Genomic DNA, 20,793 nt, shown 5'->3' with positions numbered 1-20,793 from the left:
CATCAGCACGCCTCCGCCGCTGCCGGGACCACGGGGTCGTATCCGCCCGGGACGTCGGCGGTGGGCGCGGCGCCGGGACGGCCGTACTCGCGTGCCGTATCTCCCAGCTCGCCGGTCGCCGGTGCCCAGGACGGCCGTCGTCCGTGTACGAACCCGACGAGATCCGCGTGCATCCGCGCGGCCAGCTCCTGGGGTGGACGCGGGCCGAGCGCCGCCCGGACACCCGGTGCGTCGAGGACGTCGTAGAAGAACGGGATGTCGACGCAGTGCGTGGCGCCACCTGTGGTGGGGGAGGGCCACTCGAAGGAGTACAGCCAGGTGCCGGCGACGGCCTTCCTGCGGAGGCGTGCGATGCGCGGGCAGGCGGCGCGGAAGAGGGTGTCGGTGATCCGGGTGCCGGCCGCGCGGGCGGACCGTGCTGCGACGTCCGCTGCCGCATCCGTTTCCACACCGCCGTCGAACTCGTCGCCGGTCGCCCCGAGCAGCAGCGGCACGTCCAGCCCGTGTTCGGCGAGTCCTTCGGCGAGGGACACCGGCAGAATGTCATCGCCCGCGACCGGTCCGAGCACCAGCGCCTCCTCGCCTCTCAAATCTCCTACACCCTTCTGCAGTTGTGCCACGCTGACGGTGCTGAACCCCTCCCGTGTCGGCGGTACGCCGAGTCGGTCCCCGAGTCGTTCCAGGAAGCCGTGGGCGGTGTCCCGTGCCACCTCGAAGAGGCCGCCGGAGATGCTCACCGCCTGCTGGAAGCGGCCCCGGGCGGCCGGTGAGGACAGGAGCGCCAGCACCGCGGCGCCTCCGGCCGACTGCCCGGCGAGGGTGACCCGGTCGGGATCACCGCCGAACGCCGTGATGTTCTCGCGTACCCACTCGAGAGCGAGCAGCATGTCGCGGAGCCCGAGATTGGCCGGTACGCCGTCCAGGGGCGCGAACCCGTCCACGCCCAGCCGGTAGCCGACCGCCACGGTGACGACCCCGTCGCGGGCGAAGGAGCGCCCGTCGTACCAGGGGCTCGCCGGGCTCCCCGCGAGGAAGCCGCCGCCGTGGATCCACATCAGGACCGGGCAGTGCTCGGCGTCGGCCGGGGCGACGACGCTCAGGGTGAGCACGTCGTCGCCCGGTATGGACGGCTCCGGGATCGTGGTCGTCGCGAACAGCGGTGCCTTCTGCGCGGTGGCGCCGTGCCGGGAGGCGTCGTACGGCTCGGTGAACCGGCCGCGTGGGACCGGCGCAGCGAACCGCCGTGCGCCGACAGGCGCTTCGGCGTACGGGATACCGAGGAAGCGCCGGACCCGGCCCTCTCGGCGCCCGACGACCGTGCCCGCCGGGGCCCGCACCGTGTCCGTCGTGATCACCGCATCCCCGTTCCCGCGATGCCCTGCACGAAGTACCGCTGGAGGCACAGGAAGAGCACCAGCACCGGCAGCATCACCACGATCGCGCCGGCGAGCATCAGACCGTAGTCGGTGACGTGCGCGGCGGCCTGGCTGGTGGCGGCGAGACCCACCGGGAGGGTGTAGGTGGACATGCTCTGGGCGACGATGAGCGGCCAGATGAAGTTGTTCCACGAGGTGAGGAACGACATGATCGTGATCGTCGCGACCGCCGGGCCGGCCAGCGGCAGGAAGATCCGGAAGAAGATCCGGAACTCGCCCGCGCCGTCGATCCGGGCGGCTTCCAGTAGTTCGTCGGGGATGGACAGCGCGTACTGGCGCATGATGAACACCGACAACGGCAGGGCGAGCGCAGGCAGGGCGATACCGGTGAGGGTGTCCGCGAGGCCCATGTCGACCGTGATCACGAACTGGGTGACGAAGACGGTCGTGAACGGCACCATCATCGCCCCCATGACCGCACCGAACGCGAGCCGCTTCCCCGCGAACTCCAGCTTGGCGAGCGCGTATCCGGCGGCCGACGCGGCCACGACGTTCCCGACGACCACCATGATCGCCACGACGACGCTGTTCACCAGGAACCGGCCGAAGCCCTGGGTGCGGAACAGCCGGACGAAGTTGTCGAGGGTGACATGGTGCGGAAGCCAGGCGCCGGGGTCGGAGCGGATCTCGTCGAGGCTGCGCAACGAGCCGCCGAGCACCCAGACGAACGGCAGCAGTGTGAGCAGCGCGCACAGCACCAGCGCGCCGTACAGGAGCGGCCGGGCGAGGGACCGTCGGCGTACGACTGCTTGGTCGGCGGCGGAGGTTTCTGTGTTCTGGTACACGGCTACGGCGGTCATGAGCGGGGCCTCAGCAGTCGGAACTGGACGACACTCACCAGGGCCACCAGGACGAGCATCACGAAGGACGCGGCCGACGACATGCCGAGCTGGCCCGAGCCGAACTGGTGGTAGGTGTAGAGCGCCACCGACTCGGTCGAGCCGAGCGGGCCGCCGTCGGTAAGCAGGTACGGCTCGTCGAAGACTTGCAGGTAGAAGACGGTCAGCAGGACCGACACCATCAGGGTGGTGGGCATCAGCATGGGCAGGGTGATGTGCCGCAGCTGCCGCCACCGGCCCGCTCCGTCGAGGGCGGCAGCCTCGTAGACGTCCCTTGGGATCGCCTGGAGTCCGGCGAGGAACAGCACCATCGCGGTACCGAAGTTGCGCCAGACGCCGAGCGCGACGACCACGGGCATGGCCAGATGAGTGTCGTCCAGCCAGTTCGGACCGGCCAGGCCGACGGCGGACAGGACGCTGTTCACGGTGCCGTTCTCGTTGAAGGCGTAGCGCCAGATCAGGGCGACCGCGACGACGTTGGTGACGACCGGCGCGAAGAAGACCGTGCGGAAGGTGCCGCGCAGCCGCCGGATGCCGGAGTTCAGCGCCAGTGCCAGCGCGAACCCCACCGCCATGGTGAGGGGTACACCCACGGCCACGAACACCGCGGTGTTGCCGATGTCCTTCACGAAGCTGTCGTCCTGGAACAGCCGGACGTAGTTCTCCAGACCGGTGAAGTCCACCGCGAGCGGATGCCGCAGATCAGAGCCGCGCAGGTCGGTGAGGCTGAAGCCGAGCGCGGCGACGGTGGGCACGGCCGTGTAGAGCAGGAAGACCAGTGTGAACGGGGCGAGGAACAGCCAGGCGACGGCCGGCCGGCGGGTTCTCACTGCGCTCCCGTGCCGAGACTCTCGGCGTACGCCTGCACGTTCGCCGCCGCCTTCGCCGGGCTCTCGGTGCCCTTGGCCACGGCTTCCATCTCCTTGCCCAGCCGGGTGGCGACCTGCTGCCAGGTGGACACCTGCGGGAACGCCCGGGTGTTCTTCAGCTGGGTGAGGAAGGCGTCGAGCAGCGGCTGTCCCTTGATCGCCGTATCGTCCCAGGCGGAGACGACGGCCGGCAGCGAGCTGTACGCCTTGTACTGCGCGACCTGGGTGCTGGGTTTGGCGAGATACCGGACGAACTTCCACGACGCGTCGGCGTTGCCGCCGTCGGCGAGCACGCCCCAGGTGCCGCCCGCGGAGAAGGACACGCTGCCCGACGAGCCCGCCGGCAGCGGCGCGGTGGCGACATGGTCGGCCGTCCAGCCGGTCTTCTTCGCCGCGGTGTCGAGCTGTCCGACGACCCACGGGCCGGTGATCATCATGGCGGTCCTGCCGGAGACGAAGTACGGCTGTGCGTCCAGGAAGGTCGGTCCGCTGGTGTCGGCGACCTTGGACGTGAAGAACGACGCGTTGTACCTGAGGGCGTCGGCCATGGCGGGGGTGTCGAGCGTCCACTTCCCGCCGGAGAGCAGCGAGCCGCCCGCCTGCCAGGCGTACATGGCGACGTCCTGGCCGTTGAAGATGTCCCAGCCGATGTCAGCCCCCAGCCCGTGTGCCGCCCCGGCACCCTGGAGCGCCTTGAGGAAGGGCACCATCCCCGCCCAGGCCGTCGGCGCCGTGACGCCCGCCTTCTTGGCCAGGTCGGAGCGGTAGACGAGCGCGTAGGTGTACGCGTACCAGGGGACCGTGTAGGCGACGTCCTTGACCACACCGGCGTCCCACAGACTGCCGAAGAAGGACGTGGGGTCGACCAGATCGTCCGGCACGGCCCGCAGGATCGACGGATCGAGGAACTGCGCCTGCGACTCCGGGAAGAACTGGGCGACGTCCGGTCCCTTGCCCGCGGCGATCGCCGACTGGAGCTTCGTGTAGTACTCGGCGTTCGGGATCAGCGTGAACTTCACCGTGAGCTTCGGGTTCGCGGCCTTGAACGGCTTGATCACCTTGTCCAGGACGTCCGCGTCCCCCTGCGCGGCCCAAACGCTCAGGGTGCCGGTGGCCGGAGAGTCGTCGATGGGAGTGGCGGAGGACTTCGCGGCCGTGGTCGCGTCGCCACGGCCGCAGCCGGTGAGGGCACCGGCGCCGAGCAGCGCCAGGCCGGCGGTCAGCTTCAGGGCACCGCGTCTGGAGGGGAGGGACATTTCGGGGGCTCCTGGATTTCGCGGGAAAGCAGCGTTATCGCTGACTGCGAAGCTACGAAGGCCGTGTTGCACGGGCGTGGCCGAGCCATCACGAATAATTTCGGAACTTGTAGCGAAATCGGCAGGGCGCTGAGCAGGGGCGCTCCGTCGCGAAGCCCGCCCCGCGCGTGGCGCGACTGCTGGAGGCCCAGGCGAAGGCCGAGCAGCTCTTCGCGGAGATCGAGGAGCGCGGACTGGTCGCGCCGGGCGAGGGGGAGCGGGCGGTCGGCGACCGGGTCCGCGATCTCGCGAACGAGCTGTTCGCGCTGATGGGCGTTGATGCGCCCTGGTGCCGTGGTCGTTGACGCTGTCATGCAGGAGAGCCGGCCTCTCGCGCCCACATCCCGTGACCCGGGACGCCGCGTCGGCTCTTCGCCTTGAAGTCCGCGAGAGAGATGAACGCTCGGGCGGTCTGCCCGGAGTGCGGCCACGAGTGGGTCAAGGGCAGCCCTCCGGGTATCAAGGCCGGCACCAGGGTGCGCGACTTCAGGCTGGTCGACGGAGTCGACGGGCACGACATCGACTGCAAGGTCGACGGTTTCGGGGCGATGCAGCTGAGGTCGAGCGTGGTCAAGAAGGGCTGACCCCGTCACCGGGAACTCCTCGGCGCACCCACATGCTGAATTGCAAAATTTCGCAATTGGTTAGATGCTGTGTTTGCTGTGTCTGCAGGTAGCCGCGGAGGCAGCCTTCGCTTGCCCCGGCCGGGGCGCTGTCGGGAAGTCGAGGGGTCGTGTCCGTTCCGCTGTACCAGGCCAAGGCCGAGTTCTTCCGGATGCTGGGGCATCCCGTACGGATACGGGTGCTGGAGCTGCTGCAGGACGGACCGATGCCGGTCCGCAGCCTGCTGGCCGCGATCGAGGTGGAACCCTCCAGCCTGTCGCAGCAGCTGGCGGTGCTGCGCCGCTCAGGCATCGTCACCTCGACGCGGGACGGCTCGAGGGTGGTCTACGAGCTGGCCGGCGGGGACGTCGCCGACCTGCTGAAGGCCGCACGCCGGATCCTCACGGAGATGCTGGCCGGGCAGAACGAGTTGCTGGCCGAGCTGCGGGAAGTCGAGGTCGCCGCGCGATGACGTCCGCCCTCACCCGGATCCGGGGCCGGATCGCCGCGCTGCTTCCCGGCCGCAGCGATCTGGCGGAGATACGTCGCGACCCGCGCCGGGACCTGCTCGCGGGCCTGACGGTGGCGATCGTCGCGCTGCCGCTCGCGCTCGGCTTCGGCGTCTCCTCCGGGCTCGGCGCCGAGGCAGGACTGGCGACCGCGGTCGTCGCCGGTGCGCTCGCCGCGGTCTTCGGCGGCTCCAATCTGCAGGTGTCCGGGCCGACGGGCGCCATGACCGTGGTGCTCGTGCCGATCGTCGCCGCACACGGGCCGACCGGGGTGCTCACGGTGGGGCTGATGGCCGGCGTGATGCTCGTCGCGCTCGCCCTGCTGGGGGCCGGCAAGTACATGCAGTACGTGCCCGCGCCCGTGGTCGAGGGGTTCACCCTCGGCATCGCCTGCGTGATCGGTCTGCAGCAGGTCCCCAACGCGCTCGGGGTGCCCAAGCCCGGGGGTGATCGCGTCCTCGTGGTGACCTGGCGTGCGCTGGAGGAGTTCGCGAAGGATCCGAACTGGACCGCCCCCGCCTTCGCCCTGGCCGTTGCCGCTGTCATGATCATCGGGGCCCGCTGGCGGCCCGCCGTCCCGTTTTCCATTCTCGCGGTGGTCGGGGCCACCGTCGTGGCCCAGGTGGCCGGCCTGGACGCGGCGAAGCCGATCGGTGACCTGCCGTCCGGCCTGCCCGCGCCGTCCCTCGCCTTCCTGGACCCGGGCGCGGTCGGCTCGCTGCTCGCTCCCGCCGTCGCGGTCGCGGCGCTGGCCGCTCTGGAGTCGCTGTTGTCGGCCTCGGTGGCCGACGGCATGACGGTCGGCCAGAAGCACGATGCGGACCGGGAGCTGTTCGGGCAGGGCCTGGCCAATATCGCCGCCCCGCTGTTCGGTGGCGTGCCCGCGACCGGAGCGATCGCCCGCACCGCGGTCAACGTCCGCACCGGCGCGAGTTCCCGGCTGGCCGCCCTCATCCACGCCGCGGTCCTCGCGGTGATCGTCTTCGCGGCCGCGCCCCTCGTGTCCAGGATTCCGCTGGCCGCGCTCGCGGGCGTGCTGCTGGCCACCGCGATCCGCATGGTCGAGGTCGGCTCGCTCATGGCGATGGCGAAGGCCACTCGCTCCGACGCCCTCATCCTCGTGCTCACCGCCGTCGCGACGCTGGCCCTGGACCTCGTGTACGCGGTGATCGTCGGCCTGGTCGTCGCGGGTGGCCTCGCCCTGCGCGCCGTCGCCAGGCAGGCCCGCCTGGACCAGGTCCCGCTCGACCGCGGCGACCACAGCGCCGAAGAACACGCGCTGCTCGCCGAGCACATCGTCGCCTACCGCATCGACGGCCCGCTGTTCTTCGCCGCCGCGCACCGCTTCCTTCTGGAACTGGCCGAGGTCGCCGACGTCCGCGTCGTCATTCTGCGCATGTCCCGCGTGACCACCATCGACGCCACCGGCGCCCTCGTCCTCAAGGACGCGGTCGCGAAACTCAACCGGCGCGGCATCGCCGTCATGACCTCCGGCATACGCCCCGGCCAGCGCCAGGTCCTGGACTCGGTCGGCGCGCTGGACCTGATGCGCCACGAGGGCCGGGAGTACGCCACCACCCCGGAGGCCATCCGGGCCGCCCGCGATCACCTGGAAACGGCCGGAGTCCTGCCGGCCCGTCCCGCCCAGAAGCCTCTGACCTCCAGCGAGGAAGCCCTGCGATGAGCTCTCCCCCCGCCCCCCTTCGTCTGGTCGAGGTATCCGGCGCGGAGGCTCTGTGGCTGCTGGAAGGCAGCACGCTGGGCCGGCTGGTGTACGCGCAGCGGGACCTGGCCGTGATCCGTCCCGCCCGCCACGTGTGGGAGTACGGCCGGCTCGTCGTCCGCACGCCCGTGCCGGCCCCGGTGGTGCCTGCGACGGCGACCTACCACGTCGATGACGTCCGGGCCGTTTCCGGCACCGGCTGGACGGTCACCGTCACCGGCCCCGCCGAGGTGATCACCGACCCTGACGAGGCAGGCCACTACCGGCGCACCCTCACGGGCTGGAGCCACGGCCCGCACGACACCCTGCTGCGCCTGCATCCCAAGACCGTCACCGGTTTCCGCCTCGCCCGCGCGGAGGCATGATGTCCACTCGGCTGGAAGCCCTGCCCCACCGGCATGTGCTCACCCTGCCCAGCGAGCCGTCCGCCGTACGCTCAGCCCGCGAGACCGCCGAGCAGGCCCTGGTCGAGTGGGGCATCGGGCTGCGTCACCCCACGGTGGATCCGGCGCTGCTGATCCTCGCCGAACTCGTCACCAACAGCGTCCGGCACGCCGCCGTCCTCTCCCCGACGGTGACCGTGATCTACGCGGCGGGACCGAAGTGCCTGGCCTTCGCCGTCCACGACCGTCACCCGTACCAGCCACCGCTGTACGGCGCGGCCACCGGCACCGCGACGAGCGGCCTGGCCACGGTCATGGAGCTCACGCTCGCCCTGGACGGCACCGCGGTGGTCCGCGCGGATGCCGACGGCGGTGGCAAGAGCATCTGGATCACCCTCCCGCTGTGAACCGGACGCAGACTCCGGCCGGCCCCCCGCGCAAGGAAGGGCATCACCATGACCATCGAGTGGCGCTACACCATCGAGGGCGATCTGGGCATTCTCGCGGTTGCCGGCTACCTGGGCCCGGACGCCGCACGCCGCTTCACCGGCGCCGTCGGCTGGGCGCTGGCCCGCGGCACCGCTCTGGTCGTCGTCGACCTGACCGAACTGCGCGGCTGGTCGGCCGAGGGACAGCTGGCGATCACCGAGGCCGCCCGCCTGCTCGCGCGGGCGGGCAGCAGCCTGGAACTGGCCGCGATCCCCGCCGACGGCTCCCTCGTCCCCACCGGCGACGGTCCGCTGATCCCGGTCCACGCCGACCTGCCCGCCGTGCGCGCCGCGCACGGCATCCAGCCGGGGGAACCGGCCGCGGCGCGCCAGTCGTGGCAGACCACCGGCTGGCCTGCCGGTGACCCGAGCGCCGGGTGACCTGCCGCGCTCAGCCGGGTGCGGAGGCGCCGTCACCGTTCCGGACGGGCGCGAGCGTGGAGGAGTCCTCCTCGCGGCGATCACCACGTCCTCGGCGAACCCCATCACGGTCAGCTCACTCCCGGAGGCGCCGGCGCTGATCGCGTGGGCGAGGTCGGCGGTGCTCTCCTCAGCTGCCTTCGCGACCGCACCCTCCGTGGACAGCGGACCAGCGCCCTGGGAGCCAAGCCCGCAGCTGAGGGCTCCTGCGCCCAGCAGGTCTTCCAGGGCAGGGCGCAGGCTCCCGTAGGGCCACCGCTCGACGGGCGACGCTCACCGACGTCCTGAAGGACGACACGTCGACGATGACCAGCGGGGCCGCCTCCAGCGCGAGGCGTCGCGCGCCGGTGGGGCCCACTCGAAGCAGACTCCGCTGCCGGGCTGGGATCCCGGTCGCCCATCGCATCCCTCCCCAGCTGCGCTTGCCGTGCAGGGGTCATCCCGGGCGGGAATACGGACCGGGCTGATCGGCACGGCCTCCGAAGGTCAACTTCAGCAGGCTGGACTCGCCGCAGCGCGGACAGCTCCCGTCCGGCGCCAGGGCCGTGGGCCGGCACTTCAGACGGCAGCCGGGGCACTTGATCCAGGCGACGCCACTCCCGCGCAGCGGGGTGATCCTCACGCAACCCTCCTCACAAGACCTCAGGAATTGCTAATGTTAGCAATTCCTGAGGTCGTCACTGGTGAATCGGGCGGTCCTTTCCTCCGGTGCGGTTTCGGCCTGGCCGGTGCCGCAGGCGAGGATGGGCTGCATGTTCTTGACGAGTGGGTGGATGCGATGCGCCAAGCACCGGCCGGTGGTGCCGTGCTGCTGTACGGGGGAGGAGACGGCCAGATGAGTACGCCGCTGTACCAGCTGAAGGCCGAGTTCTTCAAAACCCTCGGCCACCCGGCCCGCATCCGTGTTCTGGAGCTGCTGAGCGAGCGCGAGCACGCGGTCGCGGAGATGCTGCCCGAGGTGGGCATCGAAGCAGCGCACCTGTCCCAGCAGCTCGCGGTACTGCGGCGCGCCAACCTCGTGCGGACCCGGAAGGAGGGCTCCAACGTGTACTACTCGCTGGCCAGCCCGGACCTCGCGGAGCTGCTGCGGGTGGCACGGGGCATCCTGTCCGGAGTACTGGCCGGGCAGGCCGAACTGCTCGCCGACCTGCAGGCCGCGCAGGGGGAGGCGAAGCCGCCGTCGTAGCGGCGGCCCCAAGACGGCGGCCGTCTCCCCGGAGAGTGGACAGCGCTCTGTGGTGCCGGGAGGCGGCCGCCTCCACAAAGATTGCCTATCGGGGCAAAACATCGGAAAAGTGCCGTAACTCCGCCCGCGGGATGGCCGGTTGATCCCCTGCGGAGAAGTCCTCACCGTCTCAGGGAGGGTTCATGGGCCTGCTGCGCAAGATCCGCACCACCGGGAAGGTGGCCGAACCCGCGCCACCGCGCCCGCAGGGCGATGTGCCCCAGAAGGCGCGGGAGCTGGGCGGCTCGGTGCAGGTGCGGTGCGTGGACGCCGGGTCCTGCAACGGCTGCGAGATCGAGATCGCGGCGGCCTTCAACCCGGTGTACGACGCCGAGCGTTACGGGGCGCGGCTGGTGGCCTCGCCCCGGCACGCGGACGTGGCGCTGGTGACCGGACCGGTGACGCGGAACATGGCCGAGCCGCTGCGGCGTACCGTCGCGGCGATGGGCGAGCCGCGACTCGTGGTGGCGGTCGGGGACTGCGCGATCAACTGCGGGGAGTTCGCGGGCGGATACGGCGTCGAGGGCGCCGTGTCCGACGTCGTACCGGTGGATCTCCAAGTCCCGGGGTGCCCGCCGGAGCCGGCGGAGATCATCGCCGCGCTCAGGACAGTGACGGGGCGGTGAGCGTGATCCCGGCCGCCCTCGCGACGGCCACCGCACTGGCCGGCGCGGGAGTGCTGGCCGGGTGCACGCTGCCCTACCGGCTGCGCATACCGGCCGTCGGCGCGCTGACGACGGGTGTGGGGGTCGCTGGCGGTACGACGGCTGGGGTGGCCGCACTGGGAGGCAGCCGTTGGAGTGCCGCCTTTCCCGGGCTGCTTCCGCTGGCCGGAGCGCAGGTGGCGGTGGACGCGCTGGCGGGTCTCTTCATGGCAGTGGCGGGGGCTGTCGTGGCCGCGGTCGCGGTGTACGGGATCGGGTACGCGGCCGGGCACGGCGCTCACGGGCTCGGCTCACGTACCGCGCAGGCGGTGCTGCCGCTGTTCGCTCTCACCCTCGTCCTGGTGCCGGCCGCGGCATCCGTGTCCACGTTCCTGGCCCTGTGGGAAGTGATGGCACTCGCGTCGCTGCTGCTGGTGCTGGCCGAGCACCGATGGGGGCACCTCCCGCTCGAGCGAAGCCGAGAGTGGGGGAGGGCCTCGGTGCGGCAAGCCGGCAACTGGTATGCGGTGATGACCCACCTCGGCCTGGTGCTGCTGCTGGCGGGGTTCGCCCTGTTCGCCGCACAGGCAGGCGGGGAGACCTTCGCCGCGCTGCGGGCGGGCGCGCACACCGTGTCGACCACGGTCCGCGGCCTGGTGTTCGTCCTGGTCGCGCTCGCCTTCGTATCGAAGGCGGGTGCCGTGCCGCTGCACGCCTGGCTGCCGCGCGCACATCCCGAAGCACCCAGCCCCGTCTCGGCGTTGATGAGCGCCGCCATGGTCAACCTCGGGATCTACGGCCTCGTCCGCACCGGTTTCGATCTGCTCGGGGGCGGTCCAGCCTGGTGGTGGCTGGGTCTGATCGCGGTGGGCGGTGTCAGCGCGGTGTACGGGATCCTGCAGGCAGCGATGGCCTCCGATCTCAAGCGGCTGCTGGCGTACTCGACCTCGGAGAACATGGGCCTGGTTCTGATCGGGGTGGGTGCCTCCGGGCTGTTCGCCGCCTACGGAAACCGGCCCCTGGCCGGGCTGGCGCTGGCCGCGGCGCTGCTGCACGTGGTCAACCACGCCGCGTTCAAGGCCCTGTTGTTCTGCGCGGCAGGCGCGGTGCTGCGGGCCACCGGCCTGCGGGACCTGGACCGCATGGGCGGGCTGCGCGCGCCCATGCCCGTCACGGCCGGGCTGTTCGCGCTGGCCGCGCTGGGTGCGGTGGCGCTGCCGCCGGGCAACGGATTCGTCAGCGAGTGGCTGTTGCTGCAGTCCCTGATCCACGGGCTGGTGGTGCCGGGCGTCGCGGTGGCGGTCGTCCTGCCGCTGTCGGTGGCGCTGATCGCGCTGTCGGCCGGTATCGCCGCGGCTGTGTTCGTCAAGGCGCTCGGGGTGGGCTTCTTCGCCCGGCCGCGCAGCCCGCAGGCGGCGGCCGCGAAGGAGGCACCGCTGCCGATGCTCGCCGCGATGGCCTTGCTCGGGGCGGGGTGTGCGGCCCTGGCGGTGGTGCCCGGGCTGCTGGGCGACGGCCTTGACCGGGCCGTGGACGCGGTCGGGCTTCCCGGCAGTGGCGCGGTGTCGGGAGGTGGGCTCAGGGTGCGGCTCGCCGACGTCTCCGCGACGCTGTCGCCGCTGTGGGTCGTGGCCGCCCTGACCGTGGCGATTCTGCTGGCCGCGGGATTGCCCCGGCTGTACGGACGTCGTCGGCGCCGGGTGAACGCCCGGTTGTGGGACTGCGGGGGCGGGGCGCCGACCCCGCGGATGGCCTACACCGCGACCTCGTTCGCCGAGCCGCTGCAGCGGGTCTTCGACGACGTCCTCGCACCCGAGCAGGACGTGGATGTCACCCCGGTGCGGGAGTCGGCGTACCTGGTGGAGCGGGTGCGCTTCCAGCACCGGGTGCCCGACCGGATCGTCCACCGGTTGTACGAGCCGGTGCTGCGGTTCCTGAACACGGCCGGGCAGGCGGCCCGGCGGCTGGCGGGCGGCAGCGTTCACCTCTACCTCGGCTACGGCTTCGCCGGACTGGTCGTCCTTCTGTTGATCCTGGCGGTGGGCTGGTGAGAGCGAACAGATGAGTGCTGTCGGGTATACGGCTGTGGCCGGCCAGATCGTGGCGGTCACTGCCGGGGCGCCGCTGCTGACCGGGTGGATGCGCCAGGTACGGGCCCGCCTGGAAGGACGGGCCGGGGCCGGGGTGGTTCAGCCCTGGCGGGACGCCCGCAAGCTGCTGCGCAAGGAACCGATCACCCCGACCGGTACCGGGCCCGCCTTCCGGGCCGCTCCCGCGCTGCTGGTCGCCACCACCGTGGTCACTGCTGCACTTGTGCCGTTGTTGTCCACCGACACCCCCGTCAGCGGGCACGCGGATCTCATCGTGGTGGTGTCGCTGATCGCGCTCGGCACCCTGGCCCTGGCCCTGGCCGGTCTGGACACGGGCACCGCGTTCGGCGGCATGGGCGCTTCCCGGGAGATGACGGTCGCAGCTCTGGTGGAGCCGACCATCCTGTTGTCGGTGTTCGCCTTGTCGATACCGGCCGGCACCACCAACATCCCCGCCATCGTCGCCGGAGCCGTGAACCAGCCGGTCCGACTCGCCTCTCCGGCGGGCCTGTTGGCCACCGCGGCCCTCTCCGTCGCCGTGCTCGCCGAGACCGGGCGGATCCCGGTGGACAATCCCTCCACCCACCTCGAACTGACCATGATCCACGAAGCGATGGTGCTGGAGTACGCGGGTCCGGACCTGGCGCTGGTCGAACTCGGCGCCCAGATGCGGCTCACTCTGCTCCTCGGCCTGCTGTCCTCCTTGTTCGTGCCCTGGGGCATCGCCACCACCGGCTCTTGGTCCGCGCTGGCCGTGGCCCTGGTGCTGTTCGCGGCGAAACTCGTCCTGCTGGGTGCGGTGCTGGCCGCGGCCGAGGTCTTCTGGGCCAAGGTCCGGCTGTTCCGCGTGCCCGAACTGCTCGCCGGATCCTTCCTGCTGGCGCTCCTCGCGGTGACCGCCTCGTACTTCCTGACCGGAGCCTCATGACCGGCGGCCTCTACACTCAGCTCCTCGACCTGGCCTGTGGCCTCTTCCTGCTGGCGGCCGTGCTCGTGCTGTGGGTGCGCGAACTGGCCGTCATCGTCCGGATCTTCGCCCTCCAGGGCATCGCGCTCGCGGCCCTCGCAGTGCTCCTCGGCGCTCACGAACAGCGCTGGGACCTCATCGGCGTAGGCATCGGCATCGGCCTGCTCAGGGCGGGTGTCCTGCCGTATCTGATGCGCCGTGCGCTGGCCGCGATCACCGCCGACCGGCAGCGGTACGGCACGGCGGTGGCGGAGAGCAGGGAGACGCAGCCCCTGGTCAATGTCGCCGCCTCGCTGCTGACCGCGGCCCTGCTGACCCTGCTGGCCTACGCGGTGGCCCGCCCGCTGACCGAGCTGAACCCGACGCCCGCCACGCGTGCCCTCCCCGTCGGCCTCGCCGTCGTCCTGATCGGATTCTTCGTCCTGGTGACCCGCAGACGGGCCCTCGCGCAGGTGGTCGGCTTCCTGTTGCTGGACAACGGCATCACCGCCACCGCGTTCCTGGCCACCTCCGGGGTGCCGCTGATCGTCGAACTCGGCGTCTCCTTCGACGTACTGCTGGCCGTCCTGGTGCTGCAGATCCTCACCACCCGCGTGCGCGAGGCATTCGGCACCACCGACATCGACGACCTGCGGGAGCTGCACGACTGATGAGCCCCACTGCTTCCGCCCTGCTGCTCACCGCACCCGTTGCCGCGCCGCTGCTGGTCGCCGGGGCCCACATGCTGAGCAGAACCCGCGCCCGGCCGCCTGCCGCAGCATTCGCCTCGGCGCTCACCCAGGCCCGCAAGCGGGCATCCGTACAGGGCTCCGTTCTGGTGCAGCAGGAAGCCCTGCCCACTACGACGAGGCCCAAGCGGTATCCGATGGACTGGGCCGCTCTTGTCTCACCGGCCGTGATCCTCACCTGCGGCAGCCTGCTCGCGGTCGATGTCATGGCCGATGGCCTGCGCAGCGCCTACTCCGGGCTGTTGCGCGCGGACGCGCTCACCGCCTGGATGCTCCTGGTCATCGGCACCGTCGCAGTCATCGCCTGCGGCAGTACCCCCGCCTATCTGCGCGGCGAACGGGAGGCCGGGCGGGTGAGCGATCGGGCCGTGCGGCGCTACCACGTCCTGGTCCAGGCGTTCCTGGCGGCCATGTGCCTGGCTGTCGTGACCGCGAACCTCGGCGTGCTGTGGGTCGCGATCGAGGCCACCACCATCGTCACCGCGTTCCTCGTCGGCCACCGCCGCAGCCGCACCTCGGTGGAGGCCGCCTGGAAGTATGTCGTGATCTGCTCGGCCGGTATCGCGCTGGCCTTCCTGGGCACCGTGCTGATCTACTACGCGGCCCGGCAGGCCGGAATCACAGAGGCGTGGGCACTTGACTGGCCCACCCTCGTCGCCCGCGCCGACCGGCTCGACCCGGCGGTCACCCGCCTCGGTATCACGCTCGTCGTCCTCGGCTTCGGCGCCAAGGCCGGCCTGGTCCCTCTGCACGCCTGGCTGCCCGACGCCCACAGCCAGGCCCCCGCGCCGGTCTCCGCGCTCATGTCCGGGGTCCTGCTCTCGGTCGCCTTCACCGCGATCCTGCGCTACCGGGTCATCGCGGATGCCGCCCTCGGCACTGACTTCATCCGCGTCCTGCTCGCCGCCATCGCGCTGCTCACCCTCGCCCTCGCGGCCGGCCTGCTGCTCGCCCAGCGCGACTACAAGCGGATGCTGGCCTACTCCAGCATGGAGCACATGAGCCTGATCGCCCTGGCCGCGGCGATCGGAAGCCCCCTTGCCCTGGCTGCCGCGCTGCTGCACGTCGCCGGCCACGGACTGGCCAAATCCGTCGCCTTCTGCGCCTCCGGGCACATCCTCCAGCTGACCGGTACCGCACGGATCGGACGCGTCCGCGGCCTCATCGCCCGAACAGCGCCGCTGGCCGGAGCGTTCGGACTCGCGGTCCTGGCCCTGATGGCCTTCCCGCCCTTCAGTCTCTTCGCCTCCGAACTCGCCATCGCCCGGGCCGGGTTCGCCGTCGGCCCGGGCCTGAGCCGGGTCACTGCCGCGGCTCTGCTGCTGGTGCTCCTGGCTTTCGCCGCGATCGCCGCGCGCACCGCCCGGATGCTGCTGGGACCGGGAACACCGGCACACGAAAGCCCATCGGCTGTGTGGCCTTTGGCGCTGGGTCTGGCTGCCTGTGCTGCCCTGGGCGTGGCCACCGGCCCGCTCACCGACCTGCTGCACGCCGCCGCCCAGGCGATCGGAGGCTGAAGCGATGCGCAGCATCCACGAGATCCAAACCACCGACCTACCGCAGCGCGCACAAGAGCTCCTCGACGCCGGCCACCGGCTCGCCCTCGTCGCCGCCCACCACGACGAGGGTGGACCGCGGGTGGTGTACCTGTTCGTGGCGGGCCCACCCGACACCCGCACCGAACTCCACGTCCGCCTCGACCCCGACCGGCCCGAGGTCCCCACGCTCGCCCCACTCTCCTTCCCCGCAGGCCGGTTCGAACGCGAGATGCGCGACCTGTTCGGCATCGTCCCTAAGGACCACCCCCTGCCCCGCCGCCTTGTCCGGCACTTCCACTGGCCGCGCGGCTGGTATCCCATGCGCCCCGACGCCGGACCGCCGCCCGCCTTCGGCGAACAGGAAGGCCCCTACCCCTTCCTGGAAGTCGAGGGCGACGGCGTCTACGAGATCCCCGTCGGCCCGGTACACGCCGGGCTGATCGAACCCGGTCACTTCCGCTTCTCCGTCGTCGGCGAGACCATCCTCAAACTCAAGGCCCGCCTCTGGTTCGTCCACAAAGGCATCGAGAGTCTGTTCCAGGGCCGCAGCGTCGCCGCCGGCCTGCCGCTGGCCGAGCGCATCAGCGGCGACACGGCCGTCGGCCATGCGCTCGCCTACTGCCTGGCCGTCGAAGAGGCCACCGGCACCCGGGTTCCCGCACAGGCACAACGCGCCCGCGCCCTGCTACTGGAACTCGAGCGCATCCACAACCACGTCGCCGACCTCGGCATGCTCTGCAACGACGTCGGCCACGGAATCCTCAACGCCCAGGCCCAGCGCGTCCGAGAGCAACTCCTGCGCCTCAACAAGGAGATCACCGGGCACCGACTGCTACGCGGCGGCATCGTCCCCGGCGGCGCAGCCCTGCACGCCCGGCCCGATCCGGCCCGGCTGAAGGAGATCCGCGAGGACATCGGGGAGATCGCCGACCTCGCCCTCGGCCACTCCACGGTCCGTGACCGCTTCACGAAAACGGCCGTCCTACGGACCACCGCGGCCCAGGAAATCGGCTGCCTCGGCTACGTCGCCCGCGCCAGCGGCATCCCCAACGACGCCCGCGTGGCGCACCCCTTCACCGCATACGGTCCACAACTCGACATCCCCGTTCACATCACCGGCGACGTCCTGGCCCGTTTCCCCGTCCGCGCCCAGGAGATCGAGGTCTCACTCACCCTGATCGAGCACCTCGCCGAAGGACTCCACGCCCCCGCCGCCGTGCTGGCGCCCCACCCGCTGCCCGGCGCGGGCCCCGGCACCGGCGTGGGACTGGTCGAGGGCTGGCGCGGCACCATCGCCACCCGCGTCGAACTCGCACCCGACCACACCCTGGCCCGGGTCAAGCCCGTCGACCCGTCCTTCTTCAACTGGCCGGCCCTGCCGGTGGCATTGGCCGACACGATCGTCCCGGACTTCCCACTGACCAACAAGAGCTTCAACCTGTCCTACGCGGGCAACGACCTGTGACCGGCCCGGAACCCACGTCGCCGTCCACCAGCCGGTATGCGGTCACGACCAACCCGCGGCGGCGTACCGGTCGTCATCACGACTCCTCTCCCACTCCGTCCCGTACCCGCTCGGCACCGTCCGGCCACAGCACCTCGACGTCGATGCCGTGGCTGCGCGCATAGGCCACCAGGTGAGCGGTGGTGTCACGGCCGTTGGACGCGGTGCCGTCCCATATCGCCAGCACCCGGGCGCAGGCCCGCAGCAGCCGCTCGTCGGCGCGTACGCAGGCGTCTCGGTCGGCCGGGTCGTACTCCAGCAGCCGCACCTGCTCGGACAGCAGCAGCAATTCCCCGGCCGCCCGGCGGTCCCGCTCCCGCAGCAGCGCGGGCACCCGGTTCAGCGTGGGCACCACGGTCACCAGCGCCAGCCCGGCCTGTTTCGCGGCTCGTCCGAACGCCACCGGCAGGCCCTGCCCGACCCGGACCAGGCCCGTCCGCCCGGCCTCGGCACAGCGGGCCAGCCGCGCGCACAGCTCTTCCTCCAGCAGGGCCAGGGTCCAGGGCGCGAGATCCTCATGCCCCACCACAGCGATCAACCTCGGCGGTCCTTTCTCCCTTGTCCACACCGTTCACAGCAACGTCGATGGAAGAAGCCTTCAAGTCGTGCCCAGGGTGGTCCGCGGGGGAGGGGCGGCACAGGGGACAGCCGCCCGCAGGAAGAGAACGGCCGTCCACCGACCGGGCCGAGCCACAGCGTCACCGATGCCCCAGCGGTTGCATAGGGCCGTTCGGCCCCGGGCCAGGGTGATGACGCGCTTTCGGAGGCGTCCGGGCACCCCGGCGACGTGGCTACTTGTGCGCGTGCTGTCCCAGGTAGAAGAGCAGCCACACGAACCCGGCGAACAGATGGGTGCCGAAGATGTAGAAGCCCGCCCGGAGCGCGACACCGCGCTCGATCCGCCACTCGCGGTCCTTGTCCTTCCCCCTGCGTGTCGTGTCCGCCGGCCGCTCGGCCGCCTCAGCTCCATCACTCACGGTGTCATCTCGCTGACCTGCCATCTCCACGTTCACCTGGCCTGTGACGGCATGCGGAACCTGACGAGGACCACCTTGCCGCCATGGTCGATGGCCGGTTCCACGCTGACGTCGCCGTCGTACTCGCCGGCCAGTTCGGCCACCAGATGCAGTCCCGCGCCCATCGCGCCCGGTTCGAGGTCGGGCAGGGACGGCTCGGCGTCAGCGACGCCGACGACCAGATGCCCCGCCCCTACCGTCATCCCCACGTCCGCGACCGGAGACCGGGGCGCGTGGCGGAGCACGTTCACGACCAGCTCGCTGACCACCAGCAGCACCGCGTCGGCGAACGAGGAACGCGGCGCGACGCCCACCTCACCGAATCGACCGGCCACCGCCTCACGGGCCAGCCGCACCGCCTCCGGCCCCACCGGGACCGCGACGACGTGGCGCGGCACGGTCGACGCCACATGCTCTGTCGCCGCCGCGGGTTGGTGTCTGCGCCACGGGGGGAACGGGCGGCCGCCCTTCACCGTGCTGCATCCGTGGAACGCAGCTCTTCCAGCAGCTCCTGCTGTCCCGCCAGCAGCACCGAAAGGATCCGGCGTGCCGCGGCCAGCAGGTCGGCCACATCCCCGCCCGCCAGCTCATACACCACGGTGGAGCCGGTCCGGGTCGCGGTCACGATCCCGGAGCGGCGCAGCACCGCCAGCTGCTGCGACAGGCTCGACGGCTCGATCTCGATGGCGGACAGCAGGTCACGTACCGGCTTCGGCCCGTCCTGCAGCAGCTCCAGCACTCTGATCCGCACCGGATGCCCGAGCATCCGGAAGAACTCCGCCTTCGCCTCGTACAGCGGAACCGGCATCCCGATCACTCCTCGTCCGGCTCTGTCGCCTCGACGTCAAGTCCATGCCTGCGGGCGAACCTCACCGCGTCATCCAGCTCGTCCTGCGCCACTGCGATGGCATAGGGGTCCTCCGCCTCCCGGGCGGCAGCCAAGGTGGCCCGGGCCGCCCGCACCCGCGCCAGCAACGCCTCTACAGCTGTTCCCACCCCGGCCTCCACACCGTGAGTCATCTGTCAACAGAATCAACTAACCAATTGAAGAACTCTTCAATTATACGCCGGGCGAGCCGCACAGCCGCCCCTCGGGGTGCCGGTAAATGGAACCCTGTCACCGATCCAGCTGGCTTGTTCCGTGGCCGGCGGGGCTGGCGGCTCGTCATCACGCACCGACTTGCGCGACGTCGATCGAAACCGCGGATATGTGGAGATGGCGCCGGGAACCCGCGATGTTCCACGAACGGCCGTGACCGTGCCGGAGGCGGCCGGAGCCTGGCTATGCGATGTCCACGTCCCGTGCCCGGTCCCCTGACTCGGGTGACTCATCGCGCTGACCGTCAGTTCCGGCTGGCGGACGGCTGCGGCGGTCAGCGGCTTCCCCGGGCCCGGGATCGTCCTGACGGCCGCCCCAAGGGGAAGAGCGCTTTCCAGGTGAGAGAGCCCGTCCCGCCGTACCCGCGTATCCGTGTCGGGGGAGATGCTCGGCAGGTGGTCACGCGTGCTGGTGTGGTCCTGCTACTGGAGACGGTCCGCAAGACGGGCCTCATTGTGGACCTCGGCCAGGCGGCGCCCCGCCTGGCCGAGGTCCTCATCCGCCGGATGCCTCAGGCGATCCGGGACCGCCAGATGTGCCGGGCGTCCCGGACGCCGTTCGCGGCCCCTTCGGCTCGCCCCTTGCCGTATGGGCTGCGGCATGGCGCAGTGCGCCACACCTCTCGTGCAGCAAGCACAGTCGGCATTCGGCGGTTCAGCCGGTGGCAGGTCTCGTGGGGATGGCTGCGACTGCGGCTGCGGTCATCTGCCGTGCGGTGGTCACGAGGCTGGTGATCGCGTCGTCAGGGGTCAGGCCACAGAGGTCGATCAGGGCGAACAGCGACTCGGCGCTGATCACGAGGGCGAGGCCGCGGACCAGTTGTTCCACGTCCGCGCGCTGCGCGGAGCCGCACCTGTCGGTCCACGGGGCAAGTGCGTGCTCGATGAGTCCGAAGCGGTGGGCGGGACGGTCCTTGGCTGTCGAGGGTTTCGCGATGGTCGAGGCGACGACCACCCGGACGGCACCCTGCCTGCGCAGCACCGCCCGGCCGAGGATCTCCGCGGCCTGACCGATCCGTTCGACCGGGTCGTCGCTGCGCGTCGCCGATCGCAGGACCGCGACCAGATCCTCCGTCATCACGGCGGCGCGCAGGAGTGAGATGAGGTCGGGGAAATAGCGATAGGCGGTCGCTTCGGAGACCCGTGCCTCGGCCGCGACTGCAGGCATCGTGATCTCCGCCCCGGTGTCGGCGAGATCGCGGGCAGCCCTGACGATCGCCGACCTGGTGCGTTCCATCTGACTACTGAGCCCGTTCGGGCGACTCCGCTCCGCCATGATCATCCTTCCGTGCTGCCCGAAAGCATAGCGGGCGAGACCATCGAATGAGAGTCGACTATTTTTTTAAGAGTCGACTTGCATGCATGTTCGGATCGACCATAGGGTCCTGGCGTTGGCAACCCACCAGTCAGGGAGACTT

General features: G+C 71.1%; 23 protein-coding genes and 1 pseudogene. 14 read left to right on the top strand and 10 right to left on the bottom strand.

Annotation, left to right across the window (positions count from 1 at the left end; all coding sequences use genetic code 11):
- Nucleotides 1-2: 2 nt before the first annotated feature.
- From ACFY0P_RS28940 to ACFY0P_RS28925, 4 genes are read right to left on the bottom strand one after another with little or no spacing between them, the layout of a single operon-like run.
- On the bottom strand, nt 3-1,355 hold the full coding sequence (locus ACFY0P_RS28940) for a carboxylesterase family protein (RefSeq protein ID WP_388919226.1): 1,353 nt from the start codon (nt 1,353-1,355) through the stop codon (nt 3-5).
- Nucleotides 1,352-2,236 (bottom strand): carbohydrate ABC transporter permease, encoded by an 885-nt coding sequence (locus ACFY0P_RS28935; RefSeq protein ID WP_388919223.1) that lies wholly within the window; start codon nt 2,234-2,236, stop codon nt 1,352-1,354. Before ACFY0P_RS28935 ends, ACFY0P_RS28940 begins: the two co-directional genes overlap by 4 nt.
- Nucleotides 2,233-3,105 carry a carbohydrate ABC transporter permease gene (locus ACFY0P_RS28930; protein WP_388919220.1) on the bottom strand — a complete coding sequence of 291 codons (873 nt, stop codon included), beginning with the start codon at nt 3,103-3,105 and terminating at the stop codon, nt 2,233-2,235. Before ACFY0P_RS28930 ends, ACFY0P_RS28935 begins: the two co-directional genes overlap by 4 nt.
- Nucleotides 3,102-4,400, bottom strand: coding sequence for an extracellular solute-binding protein (locus tag ACFY0P_RS28925; protein ID WP_388919217.1), 1,299 nt, complete (start codon nt 4,398-4,400; stop codon nt 3,102-3,104). The genes ACFY0P_RS28930 and ACFY0P_RS28925 overlap by 4 nt, the downstream gene beginning before the upstream one ends.
- 179 nt (nt 4,401-4,579) lie before the next feature.
- On the opposite strand from ACFY0P_RS28925, the pseudogene ACFY0P_RS28920 reads away from it, so the two are divergent.
- The 14 genes and pseudogenes from ACFY0P_RS28920 to ACFY0P_RS28855 all read left to right on the top strand — a co-directional run.
- Nucleotides 4,580-4,702, top strand: a pseudogene (locus tag ACFY0P_RS28920) (aminopeptidase); the annotation flags it as partial.
- A 132-nt stretch (nt 4,703-4,834) separates the two neighbouring features.
- Nucleotides 4,835-5,023 carry a PhnA domain-containing protein gene (locus ACFY0P_RS28915; RefSeq protein WP_388919214.1) on the top strand — a complete coding sequence of 63 codons (189 nt, stop codon included), beginning with the start codon at nt 4,835-4,837 and terminating at the stop codon, nt 5,021-5,023.
- A 149-nt stretch (nt 5,024-5,172) separates the two neighbouring features.
- Complete coding sequence (locus tag ACFY0P_RS28910; protein ID WP_388919211.1) at nt 5,173-5,514, top strand: ArsR/SmtB family transcription factor; 342 nt, start codon at nt 5,173-5,175, stop codon at nt 5,512-5,514.
- Nucleotides 5,511-7,235 carry a SulP family inorganic anion transporter gene (locus tag ACFY0P_RS28905; RefSeq protein WP_388919208.1) on the top strand — a complete coding sequence of 575 codons (1,725 nt, stop codon included), beginning with the start codon at nt 5,511-5,513 and terminating at the stop codon, nt 7,233-7,235. Before ACFY0P_RS28910 ends, ACFY0P_RS28905 begins: the two co-directional genes overlap by 4 nt.
- Nucleotides 7,232-7,639 carry a pyridoxamine 5'-phosphate oxidase family protein gene (locus ACFY0P_RS28900; RefSeq protein ID WP_388919205.1) on the top strand — a complete coding sequence of 136 codons (408 nt, stop codon included), beginning with the start codon at nt 7,232-7,234 and terminating at the stop codon, nt 7,637-7,639. Before ACFY0P_RS28905 ends, ACFY0P_RS28900 begins: the two co-directional genes overlap by 4 nt.
- Nucleotides 7,639-8,064 (top strand): ATP-binding protein, encoded by a 426-nt coding sequence (locus ACFY0P_RS28895; RefSeq protein ID WP_388919991.1) that lies wholly within the window; start codon nt 7,639-7,641, stop codon nt 8,062-8,064. The genes ACFY0P_RS28900 and ACFY0P_RS28895 overlap by 1 nt, the downstream gene beginning before the upstream one ends.
- Nucleotides 8,065-8,112: 48 nt before the next feature.
- Nucleotides 8,113-8,526 carry an anti-sigma factor antagonist gene (locus ACFY0P_RS28890; protein ID WP_388919202.1) on the top strand — a complete coding sequence of 138 codons (414 nt, stop codon included), beginning with the start codon at nt 8,113-8,115 and terminating at the stop codon, nt 8,524-8,526.
- A gap of 874 nt (nt 8,527-9,400) precedes the next feature.
- On the top strand, nt 9,401-9,751 hold the full coding sequence (locus ACFY0P_RS28885; protein WP_361305377.1) for a metalloregulator ArsR/SmtB family transcription factor: 351 nt from the start codon (nt 9,401-9,403) through the stop codon (nt 9,749-9,751).
- 182 nt (nt 9,752-9,933) lie between these two features.
- Nucleotides 9,934-10,416, top strand: coding sequence for an NADH-quinone oxidoreductase subunit B family protein (locus ACFY0P_RS28880; protein WP_388919199.1), 483 nt, complete (start codon nt 9,934-9,936; stop codon nt 10,414-10,416).
- Nucleotides 10,413-12,485 (top strand): proton-conducting transporter membrane subunit, encoded by a 2,073-nt coding sequence (locus ACFY0P_RS28875; protein WP_388919196.1) that lies wholly within the window; start codon nt 10,413-10,415, stop codon nt 12,483-12,485. The genes ACFY0P_RS28880 and ACFY0P_RS28875 overlap by 4 nt, the downstream gene beginning before the upstream one ends.
- A 10-nt stretch (nt 12,486-12,495) precedes the next feature.
- Nucleotides 12,496-13,452, top strand: coding sequence for a respiratory chain complex I subunit 1 family protein (locus ACFY0P_RS28870; RefSeq protein WP_388919193.1), 957 nt, complete (start codon nt 12,496-12,498; stop codon nt 13,450-13,452).
- Entirely contained in the window at nt 13,449-14,141 is a 693-nt protein-coding gene (locus ACFY0P_RS28865; protein ID WP_388919190.1) for a hypothetical protein, read from the top strand. The genes ACFY0P_RS28870 and ACFY0P_RS28865 overlap by 4 nt, the downstream gene beginning before the upstream one ends.
- Nucleotides 14,141-15,736, top strand: a complete 1,596-nt coding sequence (locus ACFY0P_RS28860) for a proton-conducting transporter membrane subunit (protein WP_388919187.1) — start codon at nt 14,141-14,143, stop codon at nt 15,734-15,736. The genes ACFY0P_RS28865 and ACFY0P_RS28860 overlap by 1 nt, the downstream gene beginning before the upstream one ends.
- A 4-nt stretch (nt 15,737-15,740) precedes the next feature.
- On the top strand, nt 15,741-17,222 hold the full coding sequence (locus ACFY0P_RS28855) for an NADH-quinone oxidoreductase subunit C (RefSeq protein WP_388919184.1): 1,482 nt from the start codon (nt 15,741-15,743) through the stop codon (nt 17,220-17,222).
- A gap of 76 nt (nt 17,223-17,298) precedes the next feature.
- Here ACFY0P_RS28855 and ACFY0P_RS28850 read toward each other — a convergent pair whose 3' ends face one another.
- From ACFY0P_RS28850 to ACFY0P_RS28825, 6 genes are all read right to left on the bottom strand, one after another.
- Complete coding sequence (locus tag ACFY0P_RS28850) at nt 17,299-17,799, bottom strand: DUF834 domain-containing protein (protein ID WP_388919181.1); 501 nt, start codon at nt 17,797-17,799, stop codon at nt 17,299-17,301.
- Nucleotides 17,800-18,052: 253 nt separating this feature from the next.
- Nucleotides 18,053-18,238: a DUF6126 family protein gene (locus tag ACFY0P_RS28845; RefSeq protein WP_388919178.1), complete on the bottom strand. Its 186-nt coding sequence runs from the start codon at nt 18,236-18,238 to the stop codon at nt 18,053-18,055.
- Nucleotides 18,239-18,270: 32 nt separating this feature from the next.
- Nucleotides 18,271-18,675, bottom strand: a complete 405-nt coding sequence (locus ACFY0P_RS28840; protein WP_388919175.1) for an ATP-binding protein — start codon at nt 18,673-18,675, stop codon at nt 18,271-18,273.
- Between the two features lie 71 nt (nt 18,676-18,746).
- Nucleotides 18,747-19,085: an ArsR/SmtB family transcription factor gene (locus ACFY0P_RS28835; protein ID WP_388919172.1), complete on the bottom strand. Its 339-nt coding sequence runs from the start codon at nt 19,083-19,085 to the stop codon at nt 18,747-18,749.
- A 5-nt stretch (nt 19,086-19,090) separates the two neighbouring features.
- Nucleotides 19,091-19,273, bottom strand: coding sequence for a hypothetical protein (locus ACFY0P_RS28830; RefSeq protein WP_388919169.1), 183 nt, complete (start codon nt 19,271-19,273; stop codon nt 19,091-19,093).
- A gap of 757 nt (nt 19,274-20,030) precedes the next feature.
- Nucleotides 20,031-20,657: a TetR/AcrR family transcriptional regulator gene (locus ACFY0P_RS28825; RefSeq protein WP_388919166.1), complete on the bottom strand. Its 627-nt coding sequence runs from the start codon at nt 20,655-20,657 to the stop codon at nt 20,031-20,033.
- Nucleotides 20,658-20,793 lie beyond the last annotated feature (136 nt).

This window comes from Streptomyces sp. NPDC001714, from assembly GCF_042892755.1.
Classification (GTDB): domain Bacteria; phylum Actinomycetota; class Actinomycetes; order Streptomycetales; family Streptomycetaceae; genus Streptomyces.
The sequence above is the reverse complement of the archived record's forward strand: the minus strand, read 5'-3'. Positions and strand labels throughout refer to the sequence as shown.